This window comes from Embleya hyalina (assembly GCF_003967355.1).
Lineage (GTDB): Bacteria > Actinomycetota > Actinomycetes > Streptomycetales > Streptomycetaceae > Embleya > Embleya hyalina.
The window spans coordinates 615,976-642,734 of record NZ_BIFH01000013.1 but is presented as its reverse complement, the minus strand read 5'-3'; the positions used below and the strand labels follow the sequence as shown (position 1 = coordinate 642,734).

General features: G+C 70.3%; 21 protein-coding genes. 9 read left to right on the top strand and 12 right to left on the bottom strand.

Annotation, left to right across the window (positions count from 1 at the left end):
- Window positions 1-41 precede the first annotated feature (41 nt).
- The 6 genes from EMA17_RS02790 to EMA17_RS02765 all read right to left on the bottom strand — a co-directional run bounded on the left by EMA17_RS02790 (window position 42) and on the right by EMA17_RS02765 (window position 7,630).
- A complete protein-coding gene (locus EMA17_RS02790; protein WP_126635224.1) occupies window positions 42-1,466 on the bottom strand; it encodes a polysaccharide lyase 6 family protein in 1,425 nt (474 codons plus the stop codon).
- A 35-nt stretch (window positions 1,467-1,501) separates the two neighbouring features.
- Window positions 1,502-2,935 carry a polysaccharide lyase 6 family protein gene (locus EMA17_RS02785; RefSeq protein ID WP_126635223.1) on the bottom strand — a complete coding sequence of 478 codons (1,434 nt, stop codon included), beginning with the start codon at window positions 2,933-2,935 and terminating at the stop codon, window positions 1,502-1,504.
- Between the two features lie 51 nt (window positions 2,936-2,986).
- Window positions 2,987-4,363 carry an alpha-L-fucosidase gene (locus EMA17_RS02780; RefSeq protein ID WP_126635222.1) on the bottom strand — a complete coding sequence of 459 codons (1,377 nt, stop codon included), beginning with the start codon at window positions 4,361-4,363 and terminating at the stop codon, window positions 2,987-2,989.
- Between the two features lie 107 nt (window positions 4,364-4,470).
- Entirely contained in the window at window positions 4,471-5,337 is an 867-nt protein-coding gene (locus EMA17_RS02775) for a carbohydrate ABC transporter permease (RefSeq protein WP_078982007.1), read from the bottom strand.
- Window positions 5,334-6,305: a carbohydrate ABC transporter permease gene (locus tag EMA17_RS02770; RefSeq protein WP_126635221.1), complete on the bottom strand. Its 972-nt coding sequence runs from the start codon at window positions 6,303-6,305 to the stop codon at window positions 5,334-5,336. Before EMA17_RS02770 ends, EMA17_RS02775 begins: the two co-directional genes overlap by 4 nt.
- Window positions 6,302-7,630, bottom strand: coding sequence for a sugar ABC transporter substrate-binding protein (locus EMA17_RS02765; RefSeq protein WP_126635220.1), 1,329 nt, complete (start codon window positions 7,628-7,630; stop codon window positions 6,302-6,304). Before EMA17_RS02765 ends, EMA17_RS02770 begins: the two co-directional genes overlap by 4 nt.
- Window positions 7,631-8,106: 476 nt before the next feature.
- Here EMA17_RS02765 and EMA17_RS02760 point away from each other — a divergent pair, with 476 nt between their 5' ends.
- Entirely contained in the window at window positions 8,107-9,117 is a 1,011-nt protein-coding gene (locus tag EMA17_RS02760; protein WP_126635219.1) for a hydroxyacid dehydrogenase, read from the top strand.
- Between the two features lie 149 nt (window positions 9,118-9,266).
- Here EMA17_RS02760 and EMA17_RS02755 read toward each other — a convergent pair whose 3' ends face one another.
- Both EMA17_RS02755 and EMA17_RS02750 read right to left on the bottom strand, forming a co-directional pair.
- Window positions 9,267-9,938, bottom strand: coding sequence for a FadR/GntR family transcriptional regulator (locus tag EMA17_RS02755; protein WP_126635218.1), 672 nt, complete (start codon window positions 9,936-9,938; stop codon window positions 9,267-9,269).
- Window positions 9,939-10,194: 256 nt separating this feature from the next.
- Complete coding sequence (locus EMA17_RS02750; protein ID WP_126635217.1) at window positions 10,195-11,736, bottom strand: M4 family metallopeptidase; 1,542 nt, start codon at window positions 11,734-11,736, stop codon at window positions 10,195-10,197.
- A gap of 339 nt (window positions 11,737-12,075) precedes the next feature.
- Between EMA17_RS02750 and EMA17_RS02745 the strand changes: the two genes are divergently transcribed.
- Window positions 12,076-12,924, top strand: coding sequence for an SGNH/GDSL hydrolase family protein (locus EMA17_RS02745; protein WP_126635216.1), 849 nt, complete (start codon window positions 12,076-12,078; stop codon window positions 12,922-12,924).
- Between the two features lie 101 nt (window positions 12,925-13,025).
- Window positions 13,026-14,297 (top strand): acyltransferase family protein, encoded by a 1,272-nt coding sequence (locus EMA17_RS02740; protein ID WP_126635215.1) that lies wholly within the window; start codon window positions 13,026-13,028, stop codon window positions 14,295-14,297.
- Window positions 14,298-14,362: 65 nt separating this feature from the next.
- Here the strand turns inward: EMA17_RS02740 and EMA17_RS02735 are convergent, their stop codons facing one another.
- Window positions 14,363-15,127 (bottom strand): polysaccharide deacetylase family protein, encoded by a 765-nt coding sequence (locus EMA17_RS02735; protein WP_126635214.1) that lies wholly within the window; start codon window positions 15,125-15,127, stop codon window positions 14,363-14,365.
- 434 nt (window positions 15,128-15,561) lie between these two features.
- Here EMA17_RS02735 and EMA17_RS02730 point away from each other — a divergent pair, with 434 nt between their 5' ends.
- The 4 genes from EMA17_RS02730 (at window position 15,562) to EMA17_RS02715 (ending at window position 19,495) form a co-directional block, all read left to right on the top strand.
- Window positions 15,562-16,269, top strand: coding sequence for a response regulator (locus tag EMA17_RS02730; RefSeq protein ID WP_126635213.1), 708 nt, complete (start codon window positions 15,562-15,564; stop codon window positions 16,267-16,269).
- Between the two features lie 53 nt (window positions 16,270-16,322).
- Window positions 16,323-17,777, top strand: coding sequence for an ATP-binding protein (locus EMA17_RS02725; RefSeq protein WP_246126397.1), 1,455 nt, complete (start codon window positions 16,323-16,325; stop codon window positions 17,775-17,777).
- On the top strand, window positions 17,774-18,364 hold the full coding sequence (locus EMA17_RS02720) for a GerMN domain-containing protein (RefSeq protein WP_126635212.1): 591 nt from the start codon (window positions 17,774-17,776) through the stop codon (window positions 18,362-18,364). The genes EMA17_RS02725 and EMA17_RS02720 overlap by 4 nt, the downstream gene beginning before the upstream one ends.
- 159 nt (window positions 18,365-18,523) lie before the next feature.
- A complete protein-coding gene (locus EMA17_RS02715) occupies window positions 18,524-19,495 on the top strand; it encodes a glutamate ABC transporter substrate-binding protein (RefSeq protein ID WP_160161289.1) in 972 nt (323 codons plus the stop codon).
- Window positions 19,496-19,575: 80 nt separating this feature from the next.
- Here the strand turns inward: EMA17_RS02715 and EMA17_RS02710 are convergent, their stop codons facing one another.
- Complete coding sequence (locus tag EMA17_RS02710) at window positions 19,576-20,970, bottom strand: hypothetical protein (RefSeq protein WP_126635210.1); 1,395 nt, start codon at window positions 20,968-20,970, stop codon at window positions 19,576-19,578.
- A gap of 618 nt (window positions 20,971-21,588) precedes the next feature.
- Between EMA17_RS02710 and EMA17_RS55200 the strand changes: the two genes are divergently transcribed.
- Complete coding sequence (locus tag EMA17_RS55200; RefSeq protein WP_281290419.1) at window positions 21,589-22,518, top strand: calcium-binding protein; 930 nt, start codon at window positions 21,589-21,591, stop codon at window positions 22,516-22,518.
- A 96-nt stretch (window positions 22,519-22,614) separates the two neighbouring features.
- Here EMA17_RS55200 and EMA17_RS02700 read toward each other — a convergent pair whose 3' ends face one another.
- Together EMA17_RS02700 and EMA17_RS02695 are read right to left on the bottom strand one after the other, a co-directional pair.
- Entirely contained in the window at window positions 22,615-23,676 is a 1,062-nt protein-coding gene (locus EMA17_RS02700) for an alpha/beta fold hydrolase (RefSeq protein ID WP_126635208.1), read from the bottom strand.
- Between the two features lie 11 nt (window positions 23,677-23,687).
- Window positions 23,688-24,950, bottom strand: coding sequence for an esterase/lipase family protein (locus EMA17_RS02695; RefSeq protein WP_218042601.1), 1,263 nt, complete (start codon window positions 24,948-24,950; stop codon window positions 23,688-23,690).
- A 353-nt stretch (window positions 24,951-25,303) separates the two neighbouring features.
- Here EMA17_RS02695 and EMA17_RS02690 point away from each other — a divergent pair, with 353 nt between their 5' ends.
- Window positions 25,304-26,626: a tannase/feruloyl esterase family alpha/beta hydrolase gene (locus EMA17_RS02690; protein WP_126635207.1), complete on the top strand. Its 1,323-nt coding sequence runs from the start codon at window positions 25,304-25,306 to the stop codon at window positions 26,624-26,626.
- Window positions 26,627-26,759: the final 133 nt, after the last annotated feature.

Genomic DNA, 26,759 nt, shown 5'->3' with positions numbered 1-26,759 from the left:
CGAACCGGTCGAGTGTCCGGTGCCCCGTCGCCGGCGGTCGCTCAGGGCGCGTTCGGGCCCACGTCCGCGGCGGTGAGGGGGTGCCGGAGCGCGGGTCCCGTCGAATACTCGTCGGCACCGATGTCCCGTACGCTGCCGCGCTGGTCCCCGTCGATGTCGTCGGCCACGGCCGTGCTGCCCGTGGCCGCGCCGATCGCCGGGCTGCCCGCCGTCAGTCGCGACACACCGTCCGCGCCCTGAGCGAGCAGGGGGTTGGCCCGGATGAAGCCGCCGGCGGGGATGTTGCCGTTCCCGGCCGCCCCCCACAGCAGGTTGCTCTTCCAGGTGAAGCCGGTGGTGGCTCCCATGGCCACGAGGTCGCCGGAGTCGCCGACCAGCAGGTTGTCGGCGATGGTCACGTTCTGCGGCTCGAATGCCCGCGTCTCGCCCTCCAACATGCCGGCGTTGTCGATCAGGGTGTTGTGCGCGATGACCGCGCGGTCACAGGCGTCGTTGCCGCGCCGCTGGGTCTCCGTCTCGCTCGGGTTGTGGTCCCGGGTGCTGCCGCTGCCGACCACCAGGGCGCGGCCGGACAGACCGCTGAGGTAGTTGTTGACGATCACGTGGTCGTTGCCGTAGATCCGCACCCCGTCGAAGCCGCCGATCAGGTAATTGCCCTCCACGGTCGAGCCGTTGCCGTGCCGAAGCACGATGCCGCCCTTGCTGTCACGGATGGTGTTGTATCGGATGGTGTTGCCCGAGGACTTCACCGAGATGGCCTCGGGGTCGCCGTTGCAGCGCTCGAACAGGTTGTACTCGACCTTTCCGCCGGCGTTGGCCAGGGCCCGGCCGCTGACGCCGAAGCGGATGGGCTCGCCGCCGTTGTCCCCGGTGAAGCTGTGGTCGGAGAAGTGGTTGCGGAAGATCTGCACGTTCTGCGCCATGTCGGTCTTGTTGGGACCGTCGACGACGACGAAGATGCCCGTGGTGGTCTTGTTGTGGAAATGGTTCCGGTCGATCTTCGTGTCGTTCGCCCGGACGACGACCCAGTACGGATCACCGTCGTCCGCGAACTGGAAGTCGTTGCGGGTCAGCCGGATCGCCGAGCAGTTCGTCGGGATGTCCAGCGTGGTGCTCTGCCGGAAGGCGAAGCCGCTGATCACGATGTTGGTCGAATTGCTCAGCACGAAGCCGCGTTCGCCCCGCAGGACCACACCGCCGCGCGTCTTCGACACGATCGTGATGGGCGCGGCGCTGGTGCCGTTCTTGCCGGAGATGGTGATCGAGCCGCCCGAGGGGACCGTGTAGGTTCCGTCGGCGACGACGATGCGGTCACCGGGCGCGGCGCCGTTGATCGCGCTCTGGAGCGCCGTGAGGGACGCGACCGGGATGTCGGCCGCCGATGCGCTGCCCGACAGCGAGGTGGTGAGGGGTACCGCGGCGAGTGCGGCCACGGCGGAACCCTTGAGGAACGTGCGTCGTTGCATGATGCCTCCTGCGTCGAAGTGGGCGGGCGGGTCGCTCAGTCGGCCCGGGGACCGACGTCGGCCGGGGTCAGGGGGCCACACCTCGGCGCCCGGCGGAAGTATTCGTGCGCGCCCACGTCCGGCGTCCTGGTGCGGGGCTGTCCGTCGATGTCGTGCGTGACGCGCGGCCGGCGCGGCGTGCCGGCGTCGATCGCCGGGCTGCCGGCGGCCGGGCGGGCGATGCCGTACGCGTCCTTCACCAGCTTCGGGTCGACCCGGGTACCGCCGCCGGCGGGGATGTTGCCGTCCGCGGCGGCGCCCCACAGGAGGTTGCCCGACCAGGTGAAACGCACGGTGTTGGCCATCGCGACCAGTTGGCCCGTGTCCGCGACGAGCAGGTTGTCGGCGACGGTGACGTCGCGCGGCTCGTGCGGGCGCTGGCTCTCGCCGGAGATCGTGCCGCCGTTGTTCACCAGGGTGTTGTGGACGATCAGGATGCGGTCGGGGGCGTCGTTGCCGCGGCGCGCCTCCGGCGTCTCGCCGGGCAGGTGATCGCGCTCCGATCCGCTGCCGATCACCAGGGCGCGCCCGGCCAGGCCGGAAAGGTGGTTGTTGACGATCACATGGTCGTTGCCGTAGATCCGCACGCCTTCGGTGCCGTTGATGAAGTGGTTGGCCTCGACCCGGTTGCGGTTGCCGTGCCGCAGTACGATTCCGCCGAAACTGTCCCGGATGGTGTTGTGCCGGATGGTGTTGTCCGAGCTCTTCACCGAGATCGCCTCGGGGTCCCCGTTGGCCCGCTCGAAGAGGTTGTACTCGACGATCGCGTGGGCACTGGACAGGGCCCGGGGGCTGACGCCGAGCCGGATCGGTTCGCCGCCGTTGGAGCCGGTGAAGGTGTGGTCCGAGAAGTAGTTGCGGTACACGTGGACGCGCTGGGCCATCTCCTCGGTGTTCGCGCCCTCGATGCCGAGGTAGATGCCGAGGGTGCTCTTGCCGTGGAAGTGGTTGTGGTCGACCGTGCTGTCGTCCGCGCGCACCATCACCCAGTGCACGCCCTCGATGTCGGCCAGGTGGATGTCGTTGCGGGTGAGCCTGATGTGCGAGCAGTCCGGGGGTATGTCCAGCGTGTTCCGCTGCCGGAAGGAGAAGCCGCCGAGGGTGATGTGACTCGACGCTTCGAAGACGAAGCCGTGCTCGCCTTCCAGGACGACGGCGCCCTGCGTCCGAGCCGCGATGGTGATGGGCGCGCGCCCGGTGCCCTGCTTGTTCCGAATGGTGAGCGGGCGGTCCGAGGGGACGGTGTAGGTCCCGTCGGCCACCAGGATCCGGTCGCCGGGCCGTGCCCGGTCGATCGCGGCCTGCAGCTCGTCCAGTGTGCGAACGGCCCGGGGGGCCGCGCTCGCGCTCGCGGTCGGCGCTCCGCCGACGGGGGCGGCGGCCAGCGCCACCCCTGCCGCGGTACCCATCAGGAACGTGCGGCGTTGCATGGTGCCTCCGTGAGGATGTGGTGGAGGTACGGACGGTGTTCCGGCCTGTGATCAGCCGGCGGTCGGGGTGTCCCGGGTGGTGTCCTCGGCGTCCCGGGTCGCCTGGGCGTCCAGGAACAGTTCGATGACGGGTACGGGGGTGTCGGGGCGCCCGACCGGGATCTGGAGCGTGAGCGTTCCGGCGGGCTGTCCGCCCATCTCGGTGTTGACCGCGGGCCGGTCCGGGTCGATGTGGACCGGGATGATCTCCGACGCGTCGTTGAGCAGTTGGGCGTAGCGCACCCGGCCGGCCAGGCCCGGCAGGTGCAGGTGGCGCGGCGGCCAGGCGAACAGGTGCACGTAGAGCCGGTCGCCGCGTTGGGTGTACCGGCATTCGGCGGGGGCGGTGTACGAGGAGGGACCGCAGCCGCGAATGGACCGCTCGTGCAGCCGCGTCCATCGGCCGATCTCGTCGAGGATCACGGTGTCGCGCGGGTCGAGCGCGCCGCGGCCGTCGGGCCCCACGTTGAGCAGCAGGTTCCCGCCCTTGGACACTCCGTCGACGAGCATGCGGATCAACAGGTCGGGGCTCTTGTGGTCGCGGTTGTCCCGGTCGTAGCCCCAACTGCCGTTGAGCGTCTGGCAGGCCTCCCACACCACGGGTCGCCCGTTCTCGGTCATCGGACCGGACGGCTGGTACTGCTCGGGGGTGACGAAGTCCCCGGGGAGGCCGGTCCGGTCGTTGACGAGGACGTGCGGCTGCAGTTCGCGAATCGTGCGCAGGAGTTGCGGGGAGTCCCAGTCGTCGGGCCCCTTGCCGCCCCACCAGGCGCGTTCGGCGTACGAGAAGTCGAAGAACAGGTAGTCGATCCGGCCGAACGAGGTCAGCAGTTCGCGGACCTGGCCGTGCAGATAGCGCTGGTACTCGCGGATGTCCCGATCGGCGTGGGCGGCCTTGAACGCCTCGTCGTCGCGCTGCGGGTGGGTGCCGTCCACGGGGAAGGACGGATGGTGCCAGTCGATCAGCGAGTAGTAGAGGCCGACCTTGAGCCCCTCGGCGCGGCACGCCTCGACGAACGGACCCACGAGGTCGCGGCCGTACGGGGTGTTGGTGACCTTGTACTCGGTGAGGGCGCTGTCCCACAGGCAGAAGCCGTCGTGGTGCTTGGTGGTGAGCACGACGTACCGCATGCCCGCGGCCTTGGCCGCCCTGGCCCACTCGGCGGGGTCGTAGCGGTCGGGGTCGAAGTGGTCGAAGTACACCCGGTACTGCTCGTCGGTCAGTTCCTCGCGGTTCTTCACCCACTCGTGCCGTGCGGCGAGGGAGTACAGACCCCAGTGCACGAACATGCCGAACCGGGCGGTGGTGAACCAGGTCGTCTCCGGGCCCGGCTCGGGATCCGGGGTCGCGGACGGATGCGCCTGCGGGGTGTCAGCGCTCGTGGTCATGGGGAATCGCTCTTTCTCGTCGGCCGCCGGCGCGCGCCGGCATTGCGGTGCGCGTCGGGCCGGTCGTACGGGAGGGGGGGTGGGGGCGGGGCCGACGGGTGTGCGGGTCAGCCCTTGAGGGCCCCGGAGGACAGGCCGCTGACGAAGGACCGCTGGAAGAACAGGAAGACGATGACCGAGGGCAGCAGCGCCAGCAGCGAGGCCGCCATCACCACTCCGGGGGTCACGGCCGGGTCGATCCGCAGGGTCCGCAGTGCCAGCGGCAGCGTGTACGAGGAGGAGTCGGTGGCGACGAGCAGGGGCAGCAGGTACTGGTCCCAGATCATGGTGAACCCGAAGACCCCGATCACGCCGAGGGCGGGCTTGCACATCGGCAGGATGATCTGGGCGAAGATCCGGAAGTCTCCGGCGCCGTCGATGCGCGCGGCCTCCTCGAGTTCGCGCGGCACGTCCTTCATGAACTCGGTCATCACCAGGATGGAGAATCCCCAGGCGCCCAGCGGAACGATCATGCCGGCGAGGGTGCCGATGAGGTTGAAGTGCACGACCGGCAGGTCGGCGAGCACGACGGACAGCGGGATGGCCAGGATCTCCTCGGGCAACATCAGCGTGGCCAGGATGGCGACGAACGCCAGCGTCATGCCCGGGAAGACCTTCCTGGCCAGCGCGTATCCGGCCAGGACGGAGACGGACACCTGGAGCAGCAGCCCGAAGCCGACGACGAAGAAGGAGTTCAGCAGATACTTGAGCACCCCCTGGTCGAAGGCGATGTCGAAGTTCTCCAACGTGAAGCCGGAGGGCACGATGCTCAGCTGCGTCGGGTCCTTGATGTCGCCGAAGGCGCCGACCAGCAGGGCCAGCAACGGACCCGCGAACATGGTCAGGACCAGGAGGTAGACGACGGCCTTCAGGATCCGTCCGCCGATGCTGCGGCTCTCGGTCAGGCCCAGCGCGGTTTCGGTCGACTCGCTCACTTGCTCTCCCTCCGCCGCAGCAGTTGGACGATGACGGTCAGGATCAGCGTCGCGACGAACAGCAGGACCGCTCCCGCCGCTCCGACACCGAGCCGGTTCTGCTCGAGCCCGAGCTTGTAGATGAGGGTCATGACGACCTCGGTGGAGCCGTTGGGCCCCCCGTTGGTGAGCAGGAACACCTCGGTGAACACGCGCAGTCCGCGAATCGCGGCCAGGATGAACAGGATCGAGAACACCGAGCGCAGCCCGGGCACGGTCACGTGCCGCACCCGCTGCCACCGGGAGGCGCCGTCGACCCTGGCCGCCTCGTACAGACCGCGGTCCACACTCGTCAGACCGGCGAGGAAGATCATCATGTCGTAGGGGGCGCCGCGCCAGATGCCGGTGACCATGATGGACGCCATCGAGGTGTCGGGGTCGTTGATGAACCCCGACGGACCCATTCCCGCCAAACCGAGAATGGAGTTGAGCATGCCGTCCCCGGTCGGGTGATACATGATCCGCCACAGTTCGGCGACGACCGCCATCGGCACCACCACCGGAAGGAACGCGGCGGAGCGCACGAATCCCAGTCGACGGCTCTGCCCCTCCATCAGCAGGGCCAGCGCGAAGCCGAGCGCCATCGCGCCGAAGGTCTGGCCGACGGCGAGGACGATCGTGTGCCACACGGCCTCGCGGAACCCGTGGGACTGGAGCACCGTGCTGTAGTTGTCGGTGCCGACCCACCGGTTGCCCAGGTAGGGCTGAACCTCCTGGAAGGACATGGTCACCGCGTTGACCATGGGGATGAACTTGAAGTACAGGGAGAGGATCAGCGCCGGGGCGAGGAACAGCCAGGGCGTCCACCACCGGCCTCCTCTGCGGCCGCGGACCCGGCGGTCGGCGGCCCCGCCGCCCCGGCGACCCACTTTTCGCGGGGCGGGGCCGGCCGCCGGCAGGGCGGCCGGATCCGCCTGGTCGAGGCTCATGACGCGGCGATCCCCTGCTCCTTGAGGATGTCGGCGAGTTGCTTGTCCAGCTCACGCAACTTGGCGTTGATGTCGAGACCGCAGTCCGCCATCAGCGCGTTCACCGCGTCCGCCGTCACCTGTCGCACCGGTGTCCAGTTCGGGATGGAGGGCGCGTAGCGCCCGGAGTCCTGGTACGCCTGGGCGTAGGTCTTCCAGCGCGGGTCGGTGCGGATCTGGGCGATGTCCACGTTGGTGTTGACGGGGATCTGCACGGTGTAGCCGGTGGTGCCCTCCATCCCCTTCTTCTGGCCCTCGACGGAGACCGCGAAGGCGGCGAAGGCGTCCTGGCCGGCGCGGTTGTCGGAACCGGCCATGAGGTAGACGGAGCTGCCCTCGGCGAGGACGGTGGCGTCCTTGGGTCCCTTGGGCATCGGCACGACCTCGTACTTGTCCGCGCCGAGCGACTTGTCGAAGCGCGGCAGCAGGTACGGGCCGACGACGTACATCCCGGCCTTGCCCGCCTCGAACGTCTCGTTCGTCGGCGGGGTGTCCATGGTCACGGCGCCGGGCTGGATCGCCTTGGTCTTGCACCCCAGGTCGCGGAACCACTGCATGGCCTGCACCGATGCAGGGGTGGTCATCGCCGGCTTGTACTTGCCCTTGCCGGCCTCGGTGATGAAGTCGCCGCCCGCGGCCCAGAGGAAGTTGGAGAAGTACCAGGAGGCGTAGCCGCGCTTGGTGGACAGCGGGGCGGCGAGCCCGGCGGTGTTGTTCTTGCCGTCGCCGTCGGGGTCCTGGGTGGTGAAGGCCGCGGCCATCGCGGCGAACTCGTCCCAGGTCCGCGGTGCCTCGAGCTTGAGCTTCTCGCGCCAGTCCTTGCGGATGAGCAGCGCGGACGCCTGCGCGGAGATCGGCAGTCCGAACTGCTTGCCGTCCAGGCTCTTCCCGGACTGCAGCCCCTGACCGATGATCTGGGCGCTGTCCTTGATCTTGCCCATGTCGATCTCGCGGAGCAGACCCTGGCTGTGCATGGTCCCGATCTGCGTCGCGTCGTTCATGACGATGTCGGGAAGCTTCTTCTGGGCGGCGCGCTGCTGCAGTTTGGTCTCGAAGTCGTCGAAGATCGCCGTGACCTCGACCTTGAAGCCCGTGGCCTTCTCGAAGGCGGCGGCCAGTTCCTGCGCGCCCTTGTCCCCCGGTCCGCCCGGCGTCGTCCGGGTCCAAAGCTCCAGAGGCGCCTTGGAGTTCTGCTTGGCATCCACTCCCGCAGGCCCGGATGTACAGCTGGTGAGGATCAGGGCGGAGGCGAGGGCCCCGACACCTATCCATCGCGATCTATGCATGACTACTCCTGTTTTCGCCGGATCGCAGTGGCCTGGAAAGCGCTTGCTGGGACGGTAACGGGGTCCGATTCGCCGGTCAATAGTCCGATGAATACAAGAGGTTTCAGCGGCCGAGGAGAACACTCGTCCGGCGTGCTCCCGCACCGCCTCCACGTGATCCGACGGGCGGGAGGGACGGCCCGACACCTGTGGATGGGCTCTTACGCGTGCATTTTGGGCATCGGCGGGAACGGCGAGTAGTCGTCCGAGCCGAGAAGTTCGAGCAGTCAAGGTCACAGCGATGACATTTCAATGATCCGATGTATGGTTTCCGTGAGCTTCAGGCCGGACAACACCCGGGCCGGGCGACACCGAACACGGGCCAGGCCGTACCAATCGCGACATCCAGTCAGACGTTTGCCACCGCATCCGAGCAGGGACCGCCGATCGTCCGGCTGTCGGTCCACCATCGGACAGGCCGAGGAGACCGACCCGCCATGAACGAACCGGCCACCGTACCGACAGCCCTGTTGGTCATGGAGGAAGCACGCCGGGCCGACGTCTACCCGCCCGAGGTGCTGGCCGGGCTCGGCCGGCTCGTGCACTGGCAGGGTCCGCCCCTCACCCGGCAGGAACTCGACGCGGACCCGGACGTGCTGCGCGACGTCGACCTTCTGCTCACGGGCTGGGGCGCGCCCGTCCTGGACGGCGCCCTCCTGTCACATGCCCCTCGGCTGCGGGCGGTTCTCGTCGCGGCGGGATCCGTCCGGCACCTGACCACACCCGCCTTCTGGGAACGCGACATCCCGATCGTCTCGGCCGCCGCGGCCAACGCCGTCCCGGTCGCGGAGTTCACCCTCGCGCATGTCCTCCTCGGACTGAAACAGGCCCACCACATCGCACGGGAGGTGGCGCACAACCGCCGCTTCCCCACCGATCCCGACGTCCCGGGCGCCTACCGGTCACGGGTGGGCCTGTTGGGACTCGGGCACATAGGCCGGCTCGTCGCCGCCCACCTCGCCCGCTTCGACGTCGAGGTCCTCGCCGCGGATCCCGTCGCCTCCTCGGACACCGCCGAGCGCGCGGGAGTCCGGCTGGTCTCCATCGACGAACTCTTCGCCGCGTGTCACGTCGTCAGCCTCCACGCACCGCTGCTGCCCGAGACCCGCGGCTCGATCGGGGCGCGACTGCTGGGCTCCATGCGGCCGGGCGCGACACTGATCAACACCGCGCGGGGCGCGCTGATCGACGAGAGCGCCGCCACGGAGGTCCTGCGGGCCAGGCCCGACCTCACCGCCGTACTCGACGTAACGCACCCCGAGCCCCCGGCCCCCGACTCGCCACTGTTCACCCTTCCCAACGTCGTCCTGACACCGCACCTGGCCGGCGCCATGGGCACCGAACGCCATCGCCTGGGACAGCTCGTGCTCGACGAAGTCGACCGCCTCACCCGGAACCGGCCGCTTCGGCACGCCATCGACCCCGCCCACGCCGCGTCGCTGGCCTGACGCCCTCGGGCACTGCCGGGCGCGGCCGGGCAGTGCCGTCGGCGACGTCACGCGAGGTCATGCTCCACCGCGTGCCGGGGTCCGGGCAAGCGGGATCGGCACCGACGCCGTCCGCGTCGGCGCCGGGTGGGGCCCGGCCCGACCGCGCGTCAGGCCACCTTGCGCAGCCACTGCTCGACGCCCGCGATGTGCGCGGTCGACCACGCCCGCGCGGCCTCGGCGTCGCCGCTCTCCAGCGCGTCCACGATCGCCTGGTGCTCGCGCACCGTACGCTCCCACGAGCCGCTCTGGGTCAGGCCGCGCCAGTGCCGGGCGCGCATCGTGGGACTGGACAGCGAGTCCAGCAGCGAGCACAGCACGGGATTGCCGCTGAAGCCCGCGATCGCCCGGTGGAAGCGCAGGTCCTGCTCGATCAGTCGCTCGGTGCTCGGCCGCGGCTCGTCGACCTGCGCGAGGCCGCGCAGTTCGGCGATCCCCGCGGCGTCGATCCGGGTCGCGGCGAGCGCGGTCGCGGCGGGTTCCAGGATCCGTCTGACCTGGAGGAAGTCGAGCACGCTCCGGTCGTGGTGGAAGTCCACGACGAACGCGATCGCGCCCATCAACAGGCCGGGTTCCAAACTGGTCACATAGGTGCCGTCGCCCTGTCGCACGTCCAGGATCTGGATCAGCGACAACGCCTTGACCGCCTCGCGCAGCGAGTTGCGCGACAACCCCAGCTTGGTGGCCAGGTCCGCCTCTTTCGGCAGCTTGTCGCCGGGCCGAAGCTCTCCGGAGACGATCATCTCCTTGATCCTGTCGATGGCCTCGTCCGTCACAGCCATGCCGATGATCCTTCCAGAGGTCCGATGACTTCCAGTATGACGGCCGGGCGAACAAGAAGACAGGCCGGTCGGACCACCACCCATCGGCCGCCCGCGGCCGCGTTCCCGCACCCGCGGGCCCTCAGCCATCCGATCTCCCGGGACGTTCCGGGAACGGTTCCCGTCAACGACGCCGGACATGGCGGACGAGGCCGCGGCGGGGGCCGCGGCCTCGTCCGGGGACGGGCGTCGGATGTCTAGCGTGGTGCGTCGGGCATCACGGGCAGGTCGGGTCGCCGGGCTGGGCCGGGACGCTCACCGCGTTCCAGGCGGCCTTGGTCTTGTTGAACAGACCGCAGGTGGAGTCGAGCGCCTTGGCGGACTTCAGGGTCGCGGTGCGGTACTTCTTGTAGGTCATGCCGCTCGTCTTGAGCAGCATGCCGCCGTAGAAGATCTTGCCCGCGGTCTGGATTCCGGTGCCGGTGAGTTGCGTGTTGTTGCAGGTCGGGCTGGTGGGCTTGCCGCCACCGGGGTTCGTGCCCTCGGCGAGCAGGTAGAACCAGTGGTTCAACGGCCCGGCCGCCGCGTGGGTCTCGGTGCCCGGGATCGAGGCGCTGTAGCAGTTCGGGTTGTTGCTGATCTGCGAGGGGTTGTACATGTTGCGGATCGGGCCGTTGCCGACCAGGTTGACCGTCTCGCCGACCAGGTAGTCCGGGCGGTCGTAGGGCGAGGGCTCGTTGGTGTACGCCTCGGTGAGCGCGCCGAAGATGTCGCCGGTGCCTTCACCCAGGCCGGCCTCGGAGCCGGCGCCACCGGGAGTGAACTGGTCTATGCCGTGCCCGAATTCGTGGCCCACGACGTCCATGGACGCGATCCACTGGTTGCCCTGGTTGTGGCCGATCTGGATCTGCGAGCCGGTCCAGTAGGCGTTGACCGCGGGCAGTCCGACACGTACCGGCCAGCTGCCGCCGTTGCCGTTGTGGCCGTTGCGACCGAGCCAGTCCTTGAGCATGTTCCATTCCTTCTGCGCGGCCCACAGGGCGTCGACGCAGCCGGTCTCCTTGCTGGTGGCGTTGCCGTTGCCCCAGGTGTCGGTGGCCTTGGTGAAGACGCCGCCGCTGTAGTCGGAGCAGGACAGGCCGGGCCGGGTCAGGTCGGTCATCTTGTAGCTGCCGGCGCTGCCGCTGGTGGTGATCGTCAGCGGGTTGGGACCGTTCCACTGGCTGGTGCCGGTGCCGCCCCTGACGTCGTCGTAGGAGTCGAGCACCTGCCCCGAGCGGGCGTCGACGAAGACGTGCAGTCGGCTGGGCGCCGTCTCGGTGTTGCCGATCAGCACGGTCTCCCAGGCCAGGTTGGCGGAACCCTCCCGAACCCGCACGACCAGGCGTCGCGAGTCGACCTTCTCGACGACCTTGAGTTGCGAACGCGAGACGTTCTCGGCCGCGTCCTTGCCGAACGTCGGCTTGACGGGCACGTCGATCCGCACAGTGGTGGCCGACTCGGCGGCCCGGACGGTGCCGTTGCCGTCGGCCAGCACCGCCGCGCTGCCGCCCACCACGGGCAGCCCGCGGTAGGTGCGCTCGTAGGCCACGGAGAACAGGTTGTCGACCCACGGGGTCACCTGCTGCCGCACGTAACTCTCGTCGGGGCCCTTGGCCAGGACGTCCAGACCGCTCGCGGCGGCCCTGTCGGCGGCGGACACGGCCGCCGCCAATCCGGGTGCGGGCGGGGGAGTCGCCGCGTTCGACTGGGAGGTACCGACCACGAGGCCGGCGAGTAAGGCCAGGACCGACCCGACCGTCACCGTGCTGCGTTTCATCGAGGCTCCTTGGATGGAGGACAGGCCTCGACCACGAGTCCGACTCGCACCGACTCCGCGAGGTGAGCGGAACCGACCTTCGTGTGCGCCGGGTTCGTGCCCGAGCGAACGAAACGCTCACACAGGCACAAGTCGACCGTCAATGAAATGCAATCGACGCGGCACAATCTGTCAACAACGCCACACACGCCCCCGTCGAACCCCGGGAACCCGACCTCGACCCGCGCGAAACGAGGACACCGGCTTCGCGGGTGTGGTGGATGACTGTTCGTCTCACAGCATGTGATGAAACGATGACGACCCCTCTGGGCAGGGATTTCAGCGGTTCTACTGAACGGCATGAACAGCCAGACCTACCCCTCCGCCCGCCGTCGGCGCACCGTTCGGCTCACCGTGGGAATCGCCCTCGCCACCGCGACGGGCGTCCTCGGGATCACAGCATGCGACGACTCGGACAAGAAGAGCACGACCACCGTGGGCCGGTCCGACGCGACCGCGTCCCCGACCGGCGCCGGCCGGGAATCGTCCGGTGCCGCGAACACGAACACGAAGGTCGCCAAGTTGTTGTGGATGGGTGACTCCATCGGCGAAGTCGAGGCCCCCGCGCTCGGGGCGGCGATGAAGGCCAACGGCACCGAGTTCAAGTCGATCGCGGCCGCCGGTGGCGGCGGCGTCATCGGCGAGGTCGCCGAACCCACGTGGGAACAACTGCCCGGGGAACTCGGCTCCTTCAAGCCCAACGTCGTCGTCTACCAGATCACGACCTACGACTGGGGCAAGTCCGAGGAACAACACGCGAGCTACGAACGACTGGTCAAGACCGTGACCGACGCCGGCGCCGAACTCGTCATCGTGTCCGCGCCGCCGTTCAAGATCGACGACTTCTACAAGCCGCACGAGGCCGAGATCAAGACCGCCCCGAAGTCGGCCAAGGACGTGGCGGACAAACATCCGGGCAAGGTGCACTTCCTCGACGCCGCGGCCCTGTGGGGCACCGACGGCGCCGCCGCCAAGGCGCAGCGGAGCAACGACGGCATCCACTCGTGTCAGCAGGGTGCGGCCGCGTTCGCCCACTGGTTGGGCAAGGAGCTCGGCAAGCGGTACTCCTTCACACCGGCGGCGGCGGACCGCTGGGCCACCGGGTCGTGGACCGGCGACAAGGTGTACGCACGACTCGGCTGCAAGTAGTCGACCCGGGGCGACGCGTTCGCCTCCCCCGGCCACAGTTGATCGAGGGGCGGAACGGGCCCGGGCTCGTTCCGCCCCCGCGTCTTTCGGAGACCCATCCCATGCCTGCGCAGACTTCACCTCGGCATACCCATCGGCGGGTTCCCACGCCGTCCGATATACCCGCGACGCCCGCGAGCCCGCCCACCTCCGCCAGACCGCACATCGGGCCACTGGACGGTCTGCGCGGTGTGGCCGTCGCGGCGGTGCTGCTCTTTCACGCCGGAAACTTCGGCGGCGGCTTCCTGGGCGTCGACCTGTTCTTCGTGCTGTCCGGGTACCTGATCACCGGACTGCTGCTCAAGGAGGCGGCGACCGGCAACGGCCGCATCGACCTCGTCGCGTTCTGGGGCCGCCGGGCCCGCCGCCTCCTGCCCGCCCTCGCCGTCATGGTGTCCGGAACCCTGCTGCTGGTATGGGCGTTCGGCGCGCCCGCGCTGATCCGAAACGCGCTCGACGACGGTCCGTGGGTGGTCGCGAATCTCGCCAACTGGCACTTCATCGCCGACCGGATGGGTTATTGGAACTCCGGCGACACCCGGGTCTTCGGCCATCTGTGGAGCATCGCCGTCGAGGAGCAGTTCTACCTGTTCTGGCCGCTGTTGCTGGTGTTGGTGGCCCGGGGCAGGCATGCCGGCCGAAACGTCGCCGTCGTCGCGGCCGCGGGGGCCGTCGTCTCCCTGGCGCTGATGCTCGACCTCGTCGATCCGATCGACAGCACCCGGGTGTACGAGGGCACCGACACGCGTGCCTTCTCCCTGCTCCTGGGCGCTCTGATGGCCACCGGGCCGGCCACTCGCGCGGTGGCCCGACTGGACGCGCGCCCGGCCGGGTGGATCTCGCTCGCCCTGGCGTGCGGCATCGGCACGTATTGGGTCCTGGCCGACGGAGAGGACTCACCCTCGCTGTTCCAGGGCGGAATGTTCCTGCACGCGCTGGCCGCCGCCCTCCTCATCGCCTGCCTCACCCGAGCCCCGGGCAGCCCGGTCGGGCGTGCCCTGGGCAGCGCCCCATTGCGCTGGACCGGTCTGATCTCGTACAGCCTCTACCTGTGGCACTGGCCGGTCTATCTGCTGCTGGACGGGGAACGCCTCGGCTTCTCGGGCTGGGGACGGACGGCCGTCATCGTGGTCGTTTCCGTTGCCGCCGCCGCGCTCTCCAAGCTCCTGGTGGAGGATCCGATCCGTTTTCGGGCCCGTTGGGCGCGTGGTCGGACCGGGGCCGTCGCCCTGGTGGCCGCGTTCGCCGCGATGGCGGCCCTGTGGGCGGTCGTACCGGAGCCCCACAGCGGGGCGGCCTCCGTGGATGTCACCCAACTGGCCGACGGAGATTGAGAGTTCCGGGACGGAACGGCCGGCCGGTCGCGTGCGCGCTCGGCCGGCCGGTGATCGCGGCAGGCTCACGATTGCGGGAAGCTGTACCGGTAGCCCTGCTCGTCGAACCACGCCAGGAGCTTCTCGAGGGCCTGGAAGGACTGTTCGCGATTGCCGCCCCCGTCGTGCATCAGGACGGTGGGGCCCTTGGCCAGTTGTTGTTGGACGCGGGTGACGATGGCGTCCACCCCGGGGCGTTGGTAATCGCTCGGGTCGACGTTCCAACCGAGGGGACGCATGCCGTTGTCGGCGGCGACCTGGCGGCTTTCCGGGGTGAACGCGCCCCCGGGTGCCCGGTAGTACCAGATCCGTCGGCCTCCCGACGCCTGATCGATCATGTTCTTGGCGTCGAGGATCTCCTGCGTCTGGTAGTCGACGGGCTTCTTGTCCATGCCGGTGTCGTGATGCACCGAGTGGTTGCACAGGCGGTGGCCGGCGTCGACGATCCTTCCGAGCAGTTCGGGGTTGGCCTTGGCGGCGGGTCCCAGGACGCAGAACACGGCCTTCGCGTTGTGCTTCTTCAGCAGATCCAGGAAGCGGGGCGTCCACACGGCGTCGGGGCCGTCGTCGAGGGTGAGGTTGACCGACTTGCCGCCGTCCTCCGAGTGCCGCGATATCGAAGGATCGGCCTTGGCGTTCTCCTTCGGGCGCGGGTCGGTCGGCGGGTCGGCGTCGGCGGTGCCCGGCACCGGGCGGGCCGCCTGGTGGGTGTCGCCGACGCGTTGCCTCGCCGGTGTATCGGCACCGCCGGCGCAACTCGCGAGAGCCGCCGCGGTCACGACGAGAGCCATTGCCGTACCCACGGCCCTCGCCGTGTCGCCGCGACGTATTCCACCAATCGTCATGGGTATTCCCGTCTCGATATCCTGGTTATCGGTTCGACTGCTCGCCGAGCCAAACACGATCGGGTATCGAAACCGGAGGCTGTCACCGTCTCGTCACATATCCCGCACGGAGCCGTCATCCCGGGACCATATGGTGATCAACGAGGCTCTGAGCTGTACGAACAGGCGCCGACGCACCCGCCGACCGGTTCGGGGCCGGATCGCGGGCCGGGTCCGCGACCACGTTCGGGACCGGCTTTGGTACCTCGCGATCCGTCGTAAAGTCGAAGGGCATCGCAGACCGCCGTCCCCGCCTCACCACACATTCCTCGGACGGCCCGACACAACTCCCGTAATCCATATGATCCATCGGGACGACTCAGCAGGGAATTGTCACCACCATGCCACGTGTATTGCTTATCGAAGACGATCCCGCGGTCCAAAGAGGCGTCGCCATCGCACTGCGGCGGCGCGGCCACGAGGTCGCCGTCGCGCCCACCGGGGAGGCCGGACTCGCCGGCCTGGAGGACCTTCGCCCCGACCTCGTCCTGCTGGACCTGATGCTGCCGGGCATGAACGGCCTGGAGGTGTGCCGCCGGATCCGGGAACGACACCAGGTCCCGATCATCATCCTCACCGCGCGCGGCGACGACATGGACATCGTGGTCGGCCTGGAAGCGGGCGCGGACGACTACGTCGTCAAACCGGCCGGCGGCGAGGTCCTGGGCGCCCGCGTCAAGGCCGCCCTGCGCCGCGCCGTACCCGCCGACCCCGACGACGGCATCGCCGGGGATCCGATGGCGCCCCGGGTCGACCGGTACGGCGACCTGACGATCGATCGGGCCGCGCTCATCGTGTCGAAGAACGGAACCGAACTCACGCTCGCGCCCTCCGAACTCAAGCTGCTGCTGTACCTGTCCGCCTCCGCCGGGCGCGTGTACAGCCGCGACATCCTCCTCGAACGGGTCTGGGAGCACAGCTACGCCGGCGACGCCCGGCTGGTCGACGCGTGTGTGCTGCGCCTGCGCGGGAAGGTCGAGGACGACCCGCGCCGCCCCCGCTACGTGCAGACGGTTCGCGGATTCGGTTACCGCTTCGGTCCGCTGTGACCGCGTCCGCCGCGCGTTCCGCGCCCCGGTCGCCGCGCCCGCTCCGACGCCGGTTGTCGCTGCGGGGCCTGCGCCCCCGGCTGGTCGTCGCGTTCCTCCTGGTTGCCGCGTTCAGCGCGCTGATCACCTCCGCCCTGACGTTCGACAAAGCGCGTGACGCGATCCTCGACCGTACCGAGGAGGCCGTGACCGACGAACTGCGCGCCCAACTCGACTCGCGCGCACCCGATCTGGCGTATCCGCCCAGCACCGAGAACCTGCTGGAGCTGACCGTCCGGCTCAACCGCGCCGGCATCCCGCGCAACTGGCGTACACACGTGTCGTACCAGGACGGTCCGCTCATCCCCGCCGAGGCGCCCGGCGATCCGGGCACGATCACGGCCGCCCTGCGCTCCGCGGTGTTGCGGAAGAACGGCGCGGTGGCCCAGCGCGTCGCGCGGCCCGGCGGCCCGTGGCTGGTCGTCGGGATGCCGATCCTCCACGCGGGACCCGAGGGCACCCCCACCCGGATCGTGGCGTACGCCGAACTGTCCCTGCGCGGCGAACAGGCCGACATCCACGCCCTGGTCACCGCGGCCCGCTACGGCGCGATCCCCGCGGTCGCGCTCGCCCTCGTCCCGGCGCTCGTCGCCGCCGCGCACGTCCTGCGCCCGGTACGGCGGCTGCGCGCGGGAGCCCACCGGATCACCCGGGGCGACCTCGACACCCGCATCCCCGTCCGCGGCAACGACGAACTCGCGGACCTGACCGCCACGTTCAACACCATGGCCGACACCATCGAACGCGACGCCACCGAACTGCGCCGCCTCGAAGCCGGCGCCCGCCGGTTCGCCGCCGACGTCTCCCACGAACTGCGCACACCCCTCGCGGCGATGGTCGCCGTCACCGAGGTCCTCGACGAGGACACCACCCACCTGGACCCCGACACCTCCGAAGCGCTCCGCCTGGTGGCCCAGGAGACCCGCAAACTCGCGCGCATGGTCGACGACCTCATGGAGATCTCCCGCTTCGACGCGGGCGCCGCGGTCCTGCACACCGACGAGGTCGACGTCGCCGGCGCGGTACGCCGAACCCTGCGCGCCCGCGGCTGGATCGACCGGGTCGACACCGAACTCCCCGACGGGATCCGCGTCGTCCTGGACCCTCGGCGCTTCGACGTCGCCCTCGCCAACCTGGTCGGCAACGCGCTGCGACACGGCGCCGACCCCGTCCGGGTCGTGCTGCGCCGCGCCGGCGACCGGGTCGCCCTCGATGTCGTCGACCACGGCCCAGGCGTCGATCCGGCCGTACTCGCGCACATCTTCGACCGCTTCTACAAGGCCGACTCGGCCCGGACCCGATCCGACGGCAGCGGGCTTGGACTTGCCATCGCCCGCGAGAACATCCACCTGCACGGCGGCACCCTGCGAGCGGCCTCCACCGCGGGCGAGGGCACCGTGTTCACCATCGAACTCCCCCTCGTGCCACCGGTCGTCGTGCCGGACACCCGACAGCCGGAGGACCAGTGAAGCTCCCCGCCACCGTGGCCGCCGTCGTCGTGGCCGCTCTCGTCACCGGATGCGGCATCTCGACCACGACGCCACACGGAGTCGGCCCCCCGGCCAAGGGCGTTCCCCAGGTCGGCACCGTCCCCGACCGGGCCCGCCTGTTCTTCGCGTCGTCCGACGGTGTGCAAGCCGTGTCCCGGCTCAGCGACACGTCCCTCGACCCCGGCCAGGCGATCGCGCTCCTGCTCAAGGGACCGACCGAGGCCGAACGACGGCAGGGATTCCGGACCCTCCTGGCGGAGTTGGCCGGCCGGGTCGACGTCGACACCGGCGAGGGCAGCGTCACGCTCACGCTCCCCCTCGACGCCGGCCGCGTAGAGGTGGACGCGGTCCACCAACTCGTCTGCACCGCGGCCAACGCCCGTGTTCCGGGCGGTCGAGCCGCCGGCGACGTCGACGTCTACTTCCGCGAACTCGGCAAACCCGACGCGTGGGGCCCGTTGCACTGCGACGTCGCCGGCTACTACGCGCGGCCCGAGCTGCCCGCTCCCCGGGCGAGCCGTTCCGACTCGAAACCTCGGATCGGGGGCCCGACCGAGTCGCCGTGAAGCGGGCGGTGGCCGTGAACCGACAAGCGGCATGGGGAGATACCCACACCTGCCTCCCCTCGGAACGCGACGATGGTGTCGATCGAATCCGGGGGCCGTGTGCGGACCGTGCGCGCGGCGCCCTCCGACGTGCGCCGTACGGAGAGGACGTGGCGGGCGATGCGCGTACAGCCGGTGAGGATGGCGGCCCGGTGTCTGGTGGTGGTCGTGCTCGCGGGGATGGCGGTCGGGTGCGGTGGTTCCCCGCCCACGCGCCGCCCGGTACCCACAGCGGTTGTCGGAGCGCCGGCGACGTCGCCCGCCGCGCCCGCGGCAACGCCGCCCGCGTGCGATCCGTGGGCCAGTCTGCGGCCGACGAACGCCGACGACGGGCCGGCGATCGCCCGGATCCGGCAGCGCGGATTCCTGGTCGCGGGCGTCGACCTCAACAGCTATCTGTGGGGGTCCGCCGACCCGGAAACGGGCGAGATCGTCGGGTTCGACATCGACATCGTGTGGGCGATCGCCCGCGGGATCCTGGGCCCGGGCGCCCGGGTCAAGTTCGTGACCATGTCTCCCGAGCAACGGGTCGCGCGGATCCGGGCGGGAGACGTCGACGTGATGGTGCGGACGATGACCATCACGTGTCAACGCAAGGCCGAAGTGGCCTTCTCCACCGTCTACTTCCGCAGCGGCCAGCAGTTGGTGGTACCCAAGGGGTCACCCGTGCGGGCCTTCGACACGACGCTGCGCGGACGCCGGGTGTGCGTGGGCGCCGGCACCACGGCCGTGGACGTCCTGGCACAGGCCGACCTCGGCGCGATCGTCGACCTCGCCGACAACCATCTCGACTGCCTGGTGCGCTTACAGGAGGGTCGGACCGACGCGATCCTCACACACGGTTCACTCGCCGCGGGACTGGCCGCACAGGATCCGATGATCCGCGTACTGGAACCACGCCTCGACGAAACGCTGTACGGGGTCGCGATGAATCCCGACGACACCGACCTCGTCCGCCGGGTCAACGCGATCCTGGAGAACTATCGCGCGGGCGGCGCGGACAGCCCATGGATGGCCTCCTACCGAAAGTGGCTCGCCGCAAACCTGTCCGACCCGACCGCGGCCCCGCCCCCCGCCCGCTACGTCGACTGACCGGCGGACCACGAACCGACCTCCCCGCACGCTCCGGGCCGTCGCCCGGAGCGTGTGGGGCGTCCGTGTCCGACGGGTCGTCAGCCTGCGATCTCGGCCACCTTGGACAGCTGGCCGTCGATCATTTCGGACGGCACCTCGGCCGGGCCGGTCTGCGCGAACGAGGCCATTTGCATGGCGACGTCGCCCTTGACGGCGACCACGAGGTAGGCGTACAGGCGTCCGTCGGTGGGGTGGTCGTCGCGCATCCGGAACGCCACGGTGTCCGCACCGTTGCGCCCGACGGAGACCTCGGTGATCGTGTACCGGTCGACGGTGCCGTCGTCGTTCGTCTCGGAGAAGGACGAGCAGACCTCGAGCGCCGCGACGTACGCGTCGAACTCCCGCTTCAACACCTCGTGTCGGCCGCTCGACAGCTCGGTGATCACACCCTCGGTGGGCCGCACGGTCGCGTCGAGAGTCGTCTTGCGATACTTCTGTTGGACCGCGGCGGTGCGCCGGTCCTGCGAGGTGTCCATCAACGGTGCACAACGCGGGTCGGACAGTCGGGGTGCGTCCTCGGGCGTCGCGGGTTCCGGACCCTCGGCCGAGTACTGCGCCGGAACCTCCTGCGCGCTGAGCAGTGCCGCCGTCAGTGTGTCGGCGGCCGGGATCGTCCTGCTCTCGGCGCTCCGCGTGGCCGACGGCTTGGCGGTGGGCCGCGCCGGCTCGGACGGGGAACCCCCTGTGTCGGGAGGCATCCTGTCGAGCCCGGAGAGCTGGGCGCCCACGAACGGGCCGGTGTCGGCGGGGTCGCCCTTGCCCGGCGTCGCGAACGACGTGACGGCGAGACCGGTGGTGCCCCGGAGAACCAGGGTGTTGACGGCGGTGCCGAGCAGTCGGCCGTTGGTGGAGACGGCGACCTTGTACGAGACGCTGTCCTTGCCCCGCACGCCGACCTTGACATCGGTCACGGCGAAGGTCGTGACGTCGCCACCCTTCGTGACGGTGTAGTGCGCGCAGGAACCCAGCGCCTTGATGCCGTCGTCGAGCTGCTTTTGCAGCACGTCGCGCGGCGCGCTGGACAGGCTCACGCGCACCGAGTCGTCCGACTCCGGGTCGCCGGGAGCGATGGCGTACGAACGCTCGGCGTGGCCGACCGGGTGCGACGTGCCGCCGCTGCCGAGCGCCACGCACGCGGCGGGACTGACCACCTCGCCGGGTTTGTCCGGTGTCCGTTCGTTCGACACCTTTCCGCCGCCGTATCCGGCGGGGATGTCCTTCCCGTCGATGAGGACCGCGGACAGTTGCCGGTCCGTCGCCGGCGTCGCGTTCTTGTCCGCCCTGTCGGCGGCGGCGGATATCGAAGCGGACGCGGACGGCGTGTCCTCGGCGTCGCCGCCGGACTTCTCGCAGGCCGTCAGGCCGAAGAGCGCGACCGCGGTCAGCGGTACAACGACTGTGGTCGCCGCGTGACGCGGCATGGTGATACGCACCGTGAACCCCCCGGTTCGGTGTTTGTCGCGGACCACGGCGCCGCCGTGTGTGTGACGTGGGTACCCGTAACCCCCCTGGTGCCGGGTACGTTGCGGCGGCGCCGTGCTTGTGATCACGACCCTAGGGGCGCGAATCGTGATCTCCGGCCGCTGTTACCGGAACGGCACGATCCGGGGACACAGGTGATGTCCGGGGCCGCGGGACCACGGCGGATGATTCGGGCCGGCGGACAGGGGAAGCCCTGGTGGCGCCGTGGTGTCCGAGAGGTGAACAAGCCCCGAGGTGGGACCCGTTGGAGGGGCGAGTGGGGCTTCCACGGCGGTGGCCGGCGGGGGTGCCGGACGTGCGGATGGTGGGTGTTGAGCAGCGGATACGGGTGTGGGGCCGCTGCCGTTCGTGCCGGCTCGGCGCGCGAAGTCGGCCGCCCTGATGCTCAACTCCTTTGATTCGCAGGGCATTTCGGGTTCGGCCGGAACGCGCGCTGTGGGGCCGGTCGGTCGGGAGGGAACCTGGTTGCGCGTGGGTCGGATGCCCACGGCGGCGGGTGTTCCGCCGGTGCGTGTGCGTCGATGTGCCGGCGCTCCATCGGGCGTCGGCGCCGAGCGAGGGGGTCGGGCGTGAGCGGCAGGCGCTGGTTCGCACGGATCGCGACGGCGTGGTTGATGGTCGTCGGGGCGGTGACGGGTGCGGGGTTGGCGACTACCGCCGTGTCCGCACCGGCATCGGCGTCGGTGGCTCCGACCACCGTCTATGTCGACGGTTCCGTCGTGTACGTGGTCGGAGCGCCGGGATTGTCGTCGAACATCCTTGTGCAATACGACCACTTCTACGAGACGAACACCATCCCGGCCTGGAGTGTCCACGATCCGGCGGGCGGCGTGGCCGTCGGACCGGGGTGCACCCGGGACGTGACCCACTTCGTGTTGTGCCCGAATGTCTCCCGAGCCGTGATCGACGGCGGTGACGGCGACGACCGGATCACCGTCTCGGACCAACTCGGAGGCGTGTCGTGCGTCCTCCACGGCGGTTCGGGCAACGACACGCTCTCCCCGGATCCATGCCGGGTCGACGGCGGTCCGGGCGACGACACCATCGATCTGTACGCCGGTACGACCGCGTTGGGCGGCGACGGCAACGACACGTTCGTGGTGCACGGGGGAACGTACGACATCTCCGGGGGGACAGGCCGCGACGTGGTGAACTACGGCTCCGAGACCGCCGCGGTGTCGGTGACGCTCGACGGGATCGCGGACGACGGGCCGGTCGGCCATCGTAACGGCAACATCCGCCCCGACGTCGAGGACTTGCGGGGAGGTACCGGCAACGACGCGTTCGCCGCCTACGGCGCGGTCGAGAACACCTTCCGCGGCGGTGACGGGGACGACCTGCTGATCGGCGGTCCCGGAAACGACACGCTGGACGGCGGTTTCGGCAACGACACCCTCAAGGGCGGTGCCGGCGTGGACACCCTCGTCGGCGGCCCCGGCGTCGACATCTGCGACGCCGGCGCCGACGGAGGCAAGGTCTCCGACGACTGCGAGGCGTGACCCCGCGGTCGCGGACTCCGTGCGATCGGGACGGTCACCCCTGAAGCCACGCCCTGGCCGTCGTGCGGCGGAGCGGCCCGCGCGCCCGCGTGGCCGTTACCCGGTCGGGGTTTCGGGATCGGCCTCCCGCAGCACCCGCAGCAGTTCCGTCAGGAACTCCTTCGGGCGCTCGATGTGCACGCTGTGCCCCGCGCCCTCGACCACCGCTTCCCGGACCGGGCCGCCGGCCGCCGCGTAGCGGGCCAGGACGGCGCGGGTCTGGGCGATCATCGGCTGGGCGGGGCAGTGGTCCGCTCCGGGCCAGCCGGGGACGGCACCCAGTGCGCCCAGGTGGGCCAGGTCGAAGAGCGAGGTGTCGGAGACGATCACGTCGGCCGAGCCCCGCAACCACAGCACCGGGGGCCTGGCCGCGGCGAGTTCCAGGTCGTCGACCCGAAAGTGGGTCGGCGCCAGGCAGTTGAGCACGCCGCGGTCGCCCGGTGCCAGGCCCGGCCAGGCCTCGCTGGTGCGGGAGTCGCCGGGGTAGTGGTCGTCGCCGACCCGGGTGGTGAGCATCGAGGCGACATAGGTGTCGGCCGGCTCCACGGGCGCGTTGACGTAGCAGTCGGCGAACACCGCGCGGGGTGACAGCGGCGACTCCCCGCCGGTCTCGCCGGCCGCCAGCAACCGGACGAACTCCGGGTTCGCGGCGCCGCCGCCGGAGCCCGCGCCGTCCGGGCTGTTCAGCCGGCCGTCGATCCCGTGCGTGCCGCCGAACCCGTACGGCGAGACCGGGTTGACCAGGGTCACCGACCGCAACCGCTGCGCGTGGTCCCGCAGTTGATGCAGGACCACACCTCCGCCCAGGCTCCAGCCGACCAGGTGCACCCGGCCCAGGTCGAGCGTCTCGATCAACGCGCTGAGATCGTCGCTGTAGTCGCGCAGGCCGCGGGTCGCGTCCACCGGCAGCGGGTCGGTGTCGCCGAAGCCGCGCAGGTCGAGCGCGATCGGCCGATAGTGCGCGGGCAGGTCGAGCATCGCCTGCCGCCAAAAGAGCGAGGACGACACGTTGCCGTGCACGAAGACCACCGGCTCACCGGAACGTCCTTGTATCTGCAGGCAGTTGACGGTAAGCCGGGAGGTCGCGATCCGACCGGCGGCGATGGTGGGCAGCAGCATCCTTGAATCCTTCAGTCGAGCCAGCCGGCAACCTTGGCCGCGACCGTGGTGTTCCAGCCGAGTTCGAGGTGGTTGGCGCCGGCGACCAGCGCGGTCCCGCCGACCGTACCGACTCCGGTGGTGTCCAGGGCACTGGAGACGAAGACCACGCCGTCGCTGGGCCCGCGGTTCTCGTTGAAGATGCCGAGGATGCTCGGGGTACCGCCGGCCAGCAGGAAGGTGCGGACCTGGGCGGGAATGCCGGCCTGGTGCAGCGGGGTGATCAACGAGCCCGCGGCGATGGCGGGTTGGATGCCGGTGCCGTCGGTGTAGAACCCCTGGCCGCCGTAGTAGGTGGTGTACCAGTCCTGTTGGCTCTGGTCGACGCCGTACGTACCGTCCCAGCGGGCCAACATCTGCCGCTGCCCCGGGTAGTCGTCGTAGCCGCCGGTCGGGGTGAACGCGTACTCCGGGTGGGCCTGATAGGTCCCGTAGCACGTCATGCGCAGATGCGGCGAGGGCGCGTTGACCTTGCCGCCGCACTCCGGCCAGATGCTGAAATCGTGCGCCCAGCCGTGCGCGAAGGGGTAGTCGTAGCCGCCGTTCGGGCCACCCAGGGTGACCAGCCGCCGGACGTCGCCGGCATACGGGCGCCCCCAGGAGGGCTTGACCGAGGAGACGTACGCCCGGGTGGACATCTCGCCCTTGCTCCAGCCGACCAGATCCACCTGGGGGACGCCCAGCCGGGCACGGATCAACGCGACCGCGTCGCCCACCTCCTGCGCCTGCATCAGGTTGTCGCCCTGCTTGTGCGCGAAGCCGATGGCGAAGACCCGGTATCCCCGCGTGGAGAGGTACTGCATCAGGCCGGTGTTCGGGCAGGACGCCGTCCCGCAGCCGTAGCCGCCCGACTCGCCCGGGTTGGCCCAGGCCCGGTCCGGGTTGTCGTTGGCGCCGTGCACCAGCAGCACCGGCACCTGGTGTGCGCCGCTGTTCCAGCCGGGTGCGGAGTAGAGCAGGAAGCGCCCGGAATACGGCTGCTTCACCCCGCCGAAGAAGGTCAGGCGCTGACCGTCCTGGTCACCGCGACCGTCCGGCGGGTACTGCTCCTGGCGGAACCCTGCGGTGGTGTCGAGATAACGCTCGACGCGCTCCCAGCCATTGGCCGGCGAGTTGTAGCTCGCCTCCATCGTGAGATGAGTCGGCGGCGCGGCCGAGGCGGCCGGTACTCCGACGAGCCCGGTCAGCAGCGCGAGCAACACCGCGAGGATCCAGCCGCCCGACTTCCGCACCATCGTCAACTCCTCCGCCCGGCGGGCCCGGAGCGGCCCGCCCCGACACGGTAGGCGGGACGGGCGGGCCGGGCCCATGAGGACGGCCCACACGACGAGCGACCGGAGGTGTGGGTCGCACCCCTGGCCCGCGGTCGACCGAGCGACGACGTGTCGGCCCATGTGCCGGTCGAATCGCCGTCCACCGGCGGTCGATGCCGCGGCCGGTGTGCTCCGCGAACATGCTCGAACGACGGTGAATGGGGCACGACGCCATGGACGAGGTCCCGGTACGGCCATACCGTCGTGCGGATGCACGGCGCTCCGGCACGGCGCTCCGGAGCGATACGGGCCCACCACACTCGAAGGAGCCGGCGATGGCGGACACCACGGAAGGCGGCGCCGCGCGCGCCGTGGGCGTCGACGCCGGCCGGACGGTCCGCGTCCCGGGAGCCGAACGCCAACAGGTCGTGCGGCTCGGGGATCTGACCACCGTCGGCACCGCCGTCGCGGGGCACACCGTCCTCGCGGACTGGGAAAACCTGCACGCGTCCGGGACCCCACGGCCGGAACGTCCGGTGCCGGGACTGCAGATCGACGGCTGCTTCCCCGCCGAGACCCGGCTGAACCCGCATCACGGTTGGCACCACGACGCACAGTTCGTACTGCGCCTCCCCGACGACTGGAACGGCAAACTGGTCGTCACCGCCGCTCCGGGGATCCGACGGCAATACGCCACCGACCGCATCATCTCCGACGGGGCGCTCGCCGCCGGCTACGCCTACGCGGCCACCGACAAGGGCAACTCCGGCCCCGACTTCCACACCGCGGGGCACCACCCCGGCGACACGCTCGTCGACTGGTCCGACCGCCTGTACGAACTCGCCGTCGCCGCACGCCTGGCGGTGCGCCGCCACTACGGCACGGAGGCGCACCGCACCTACGTCACCGGGATCTCCAACGGCGGCTACCTGACCCGCGCTCAGCTGGAGCGGCACCCGGACCTGTACGACGGCGGCGTGGATTGGGAGGGCCCGCTGTGGATGGCCGAAGGACCCAACCTGTTCACGTATCTGCCGACGGTCCTGGCCCACTATCCGCGCTACCGGGACAGCGGTGATCCGGACGCGGCGGCACGGCTGATCGAAGCGGGACTGCCGGCCGGGTCGGAGTTCCTGTGGGACATCCACCACCGGACCTACTGGGACGTCACGCAACGCACCTACCGGGCCGTCTTCGACCCGCACCACCCCGGTCCGGGTCTACCGCCCGCCGGTGTCCCCTTCGCCGGCCCCGGCGAGGCGGGCAGCGACGCCGACTACGACTACCCCAACCGCCCCTCCGCCGTGCACGAGGCCGTCGCCCGGGTCGCGCTCACCGGGGCGATCGGCAAGCCGCTGCTCTCCCTGCACGGGACCCTCGACGCGTTCCTGCCCATCACGCTGCACTCCGACCGCTACGCCGACCTCGTCGCCGCCGCCGGTCGCGGCCGGCTGCATCGCCAGTACCGCGTCGAGGGCGGCAACCACGTCGACGGATTCTGCGACCTCTTCCCCGCTCGGCTGCGTCCCCTCCTGCCCGCGTACCGCACCGTGTTCAAGGCCCTCGAAGACTGGGTGGAGCACGACACGAACCCGCCGTCGAGCCGCACGGTGGCCTGGAACGACCGGGTCGACGACGGCGACATCGGCACCTGGTGACCCGCGGCCGGCGCGCCGGCTCGGCGCACGGCCGCTCCGCGTGCGGCACGCGCCGCTTCCGGCCCGCCCGGCGGCGCCGCCGTGCCCACGGGCTCGGCATGGCGCCTCGGCCCACGGCGCACCCCGCGACTAT

Coding starts and splice junctions, on each gene's coding strand:
- EMA17_RS02770 (WP_126635221.1), bottom strand. CDS start 6,305: ATGAGCCTCGACCAGGCGGATCCGGCCGCCCTGCCGGCGGCCGGCCCC.
- EMA17_RS02765 (WP_126635220.1), bottom strand. CDS start 7,630: ATGCATAGATCGCGATGGATAGGTGTCGGGGCCCTCGCCTCCGCCCTG.
- EMA17_RS02735 (WP_126635214.1), bottom strand. CDS start 15,127: ATGGCTCTCGTCGTGACCGCGGCGGCTCTCGCGAGTTGCGCCGGCGGT.
- EMA17_RS02695 (WP_218042601.1), bottom strand. CDS start 24,950: ATGGTGCGGAAGTCGGGCGGCTGGATCCTCGCGGTGTTGCTCGCGCTG.
- EMA17_RS02730 (WP_126635213.1), top strand. CDS start 15,562: ATGCCACGTGTATTGCTTATCGAAGACGATCCCGCGGTCCAAAGAGGC.
- EMA17_RS02780 (WP_126635222.1), bottom strand. CDS start 4,363: ATGACCACGAGCGCTGACACCCCGCAGGCGCATCCGTCCGCGACCCCG.
- EMA17_RS02715 (WP_160161289.1), top strand. CDS start 18,524: ATGCGCGTACAGCCGGTGAGGATGGCGGCCCGGTGTCTGGTGGTGGTC.
- EMA17_RS02790 (WP_126635224.1), bottom strand. CDS start 1,466: ATGCAACGACGCACGTTCCTCAAGGGTTCCGCCGTGGCCGCACTCGCC.
- EMA17_RS02690 (WP_126635207.1), top strand. CDS start 25,304: ATGGCGGACACCACGGAAGGCGGCGCCGCGCGCGCCGTGGGCGTCGAC.
- EMA17_RS02740 (WP_126635215.1), top strand. CDS start 13,026: ATGCCTGCGCAGACTTCACCTCGGCATACCCATCGGCGGGTTCCCACG.
- EMA17_RS02750 (WP_126635217.1), bottom strand. CDS start 11,736: ATGAAACGCAGCACGGTGACGGTCGGGTCGGTCCTGGCCTTACTCGCC.
- EMA17_RS02760 (WP_126635219.1), top strand. CDS start 8,107: ATGAACGAACCGGCCACCGTACCGACAGCCCTGTTGGTCATGGAGGAA.
- EMA17_RS02700 (WP_126635208.1), bottom strand. CDS start 23,676: ATGCTGCTGCCCACCATCGCCGCCGGTCGGATCGCGACCTCCCGGCTT.
- EMA17_RS02785 (WP_126635223.1), bottom strand. CDS start 2,935: ATGCAACGCCGCACGTTCCTGATGGGTACCGCGGCAGGGGTGGCGCTG.
- EMA17_RS02755 (WP_126635218.1), bottom strand. CDS start 9,938: ATGGCTGTGACGGACGAGGCCATCGACAGGATCAAGGAGATGATCGTC.
- EMA17_RS02745 (WP_126635216.1), top strand. CDS start 12,076: ATGAACAGCCAGACCTACCCCTCCGCCCGCCGTCGGCGCACCGTTCGG.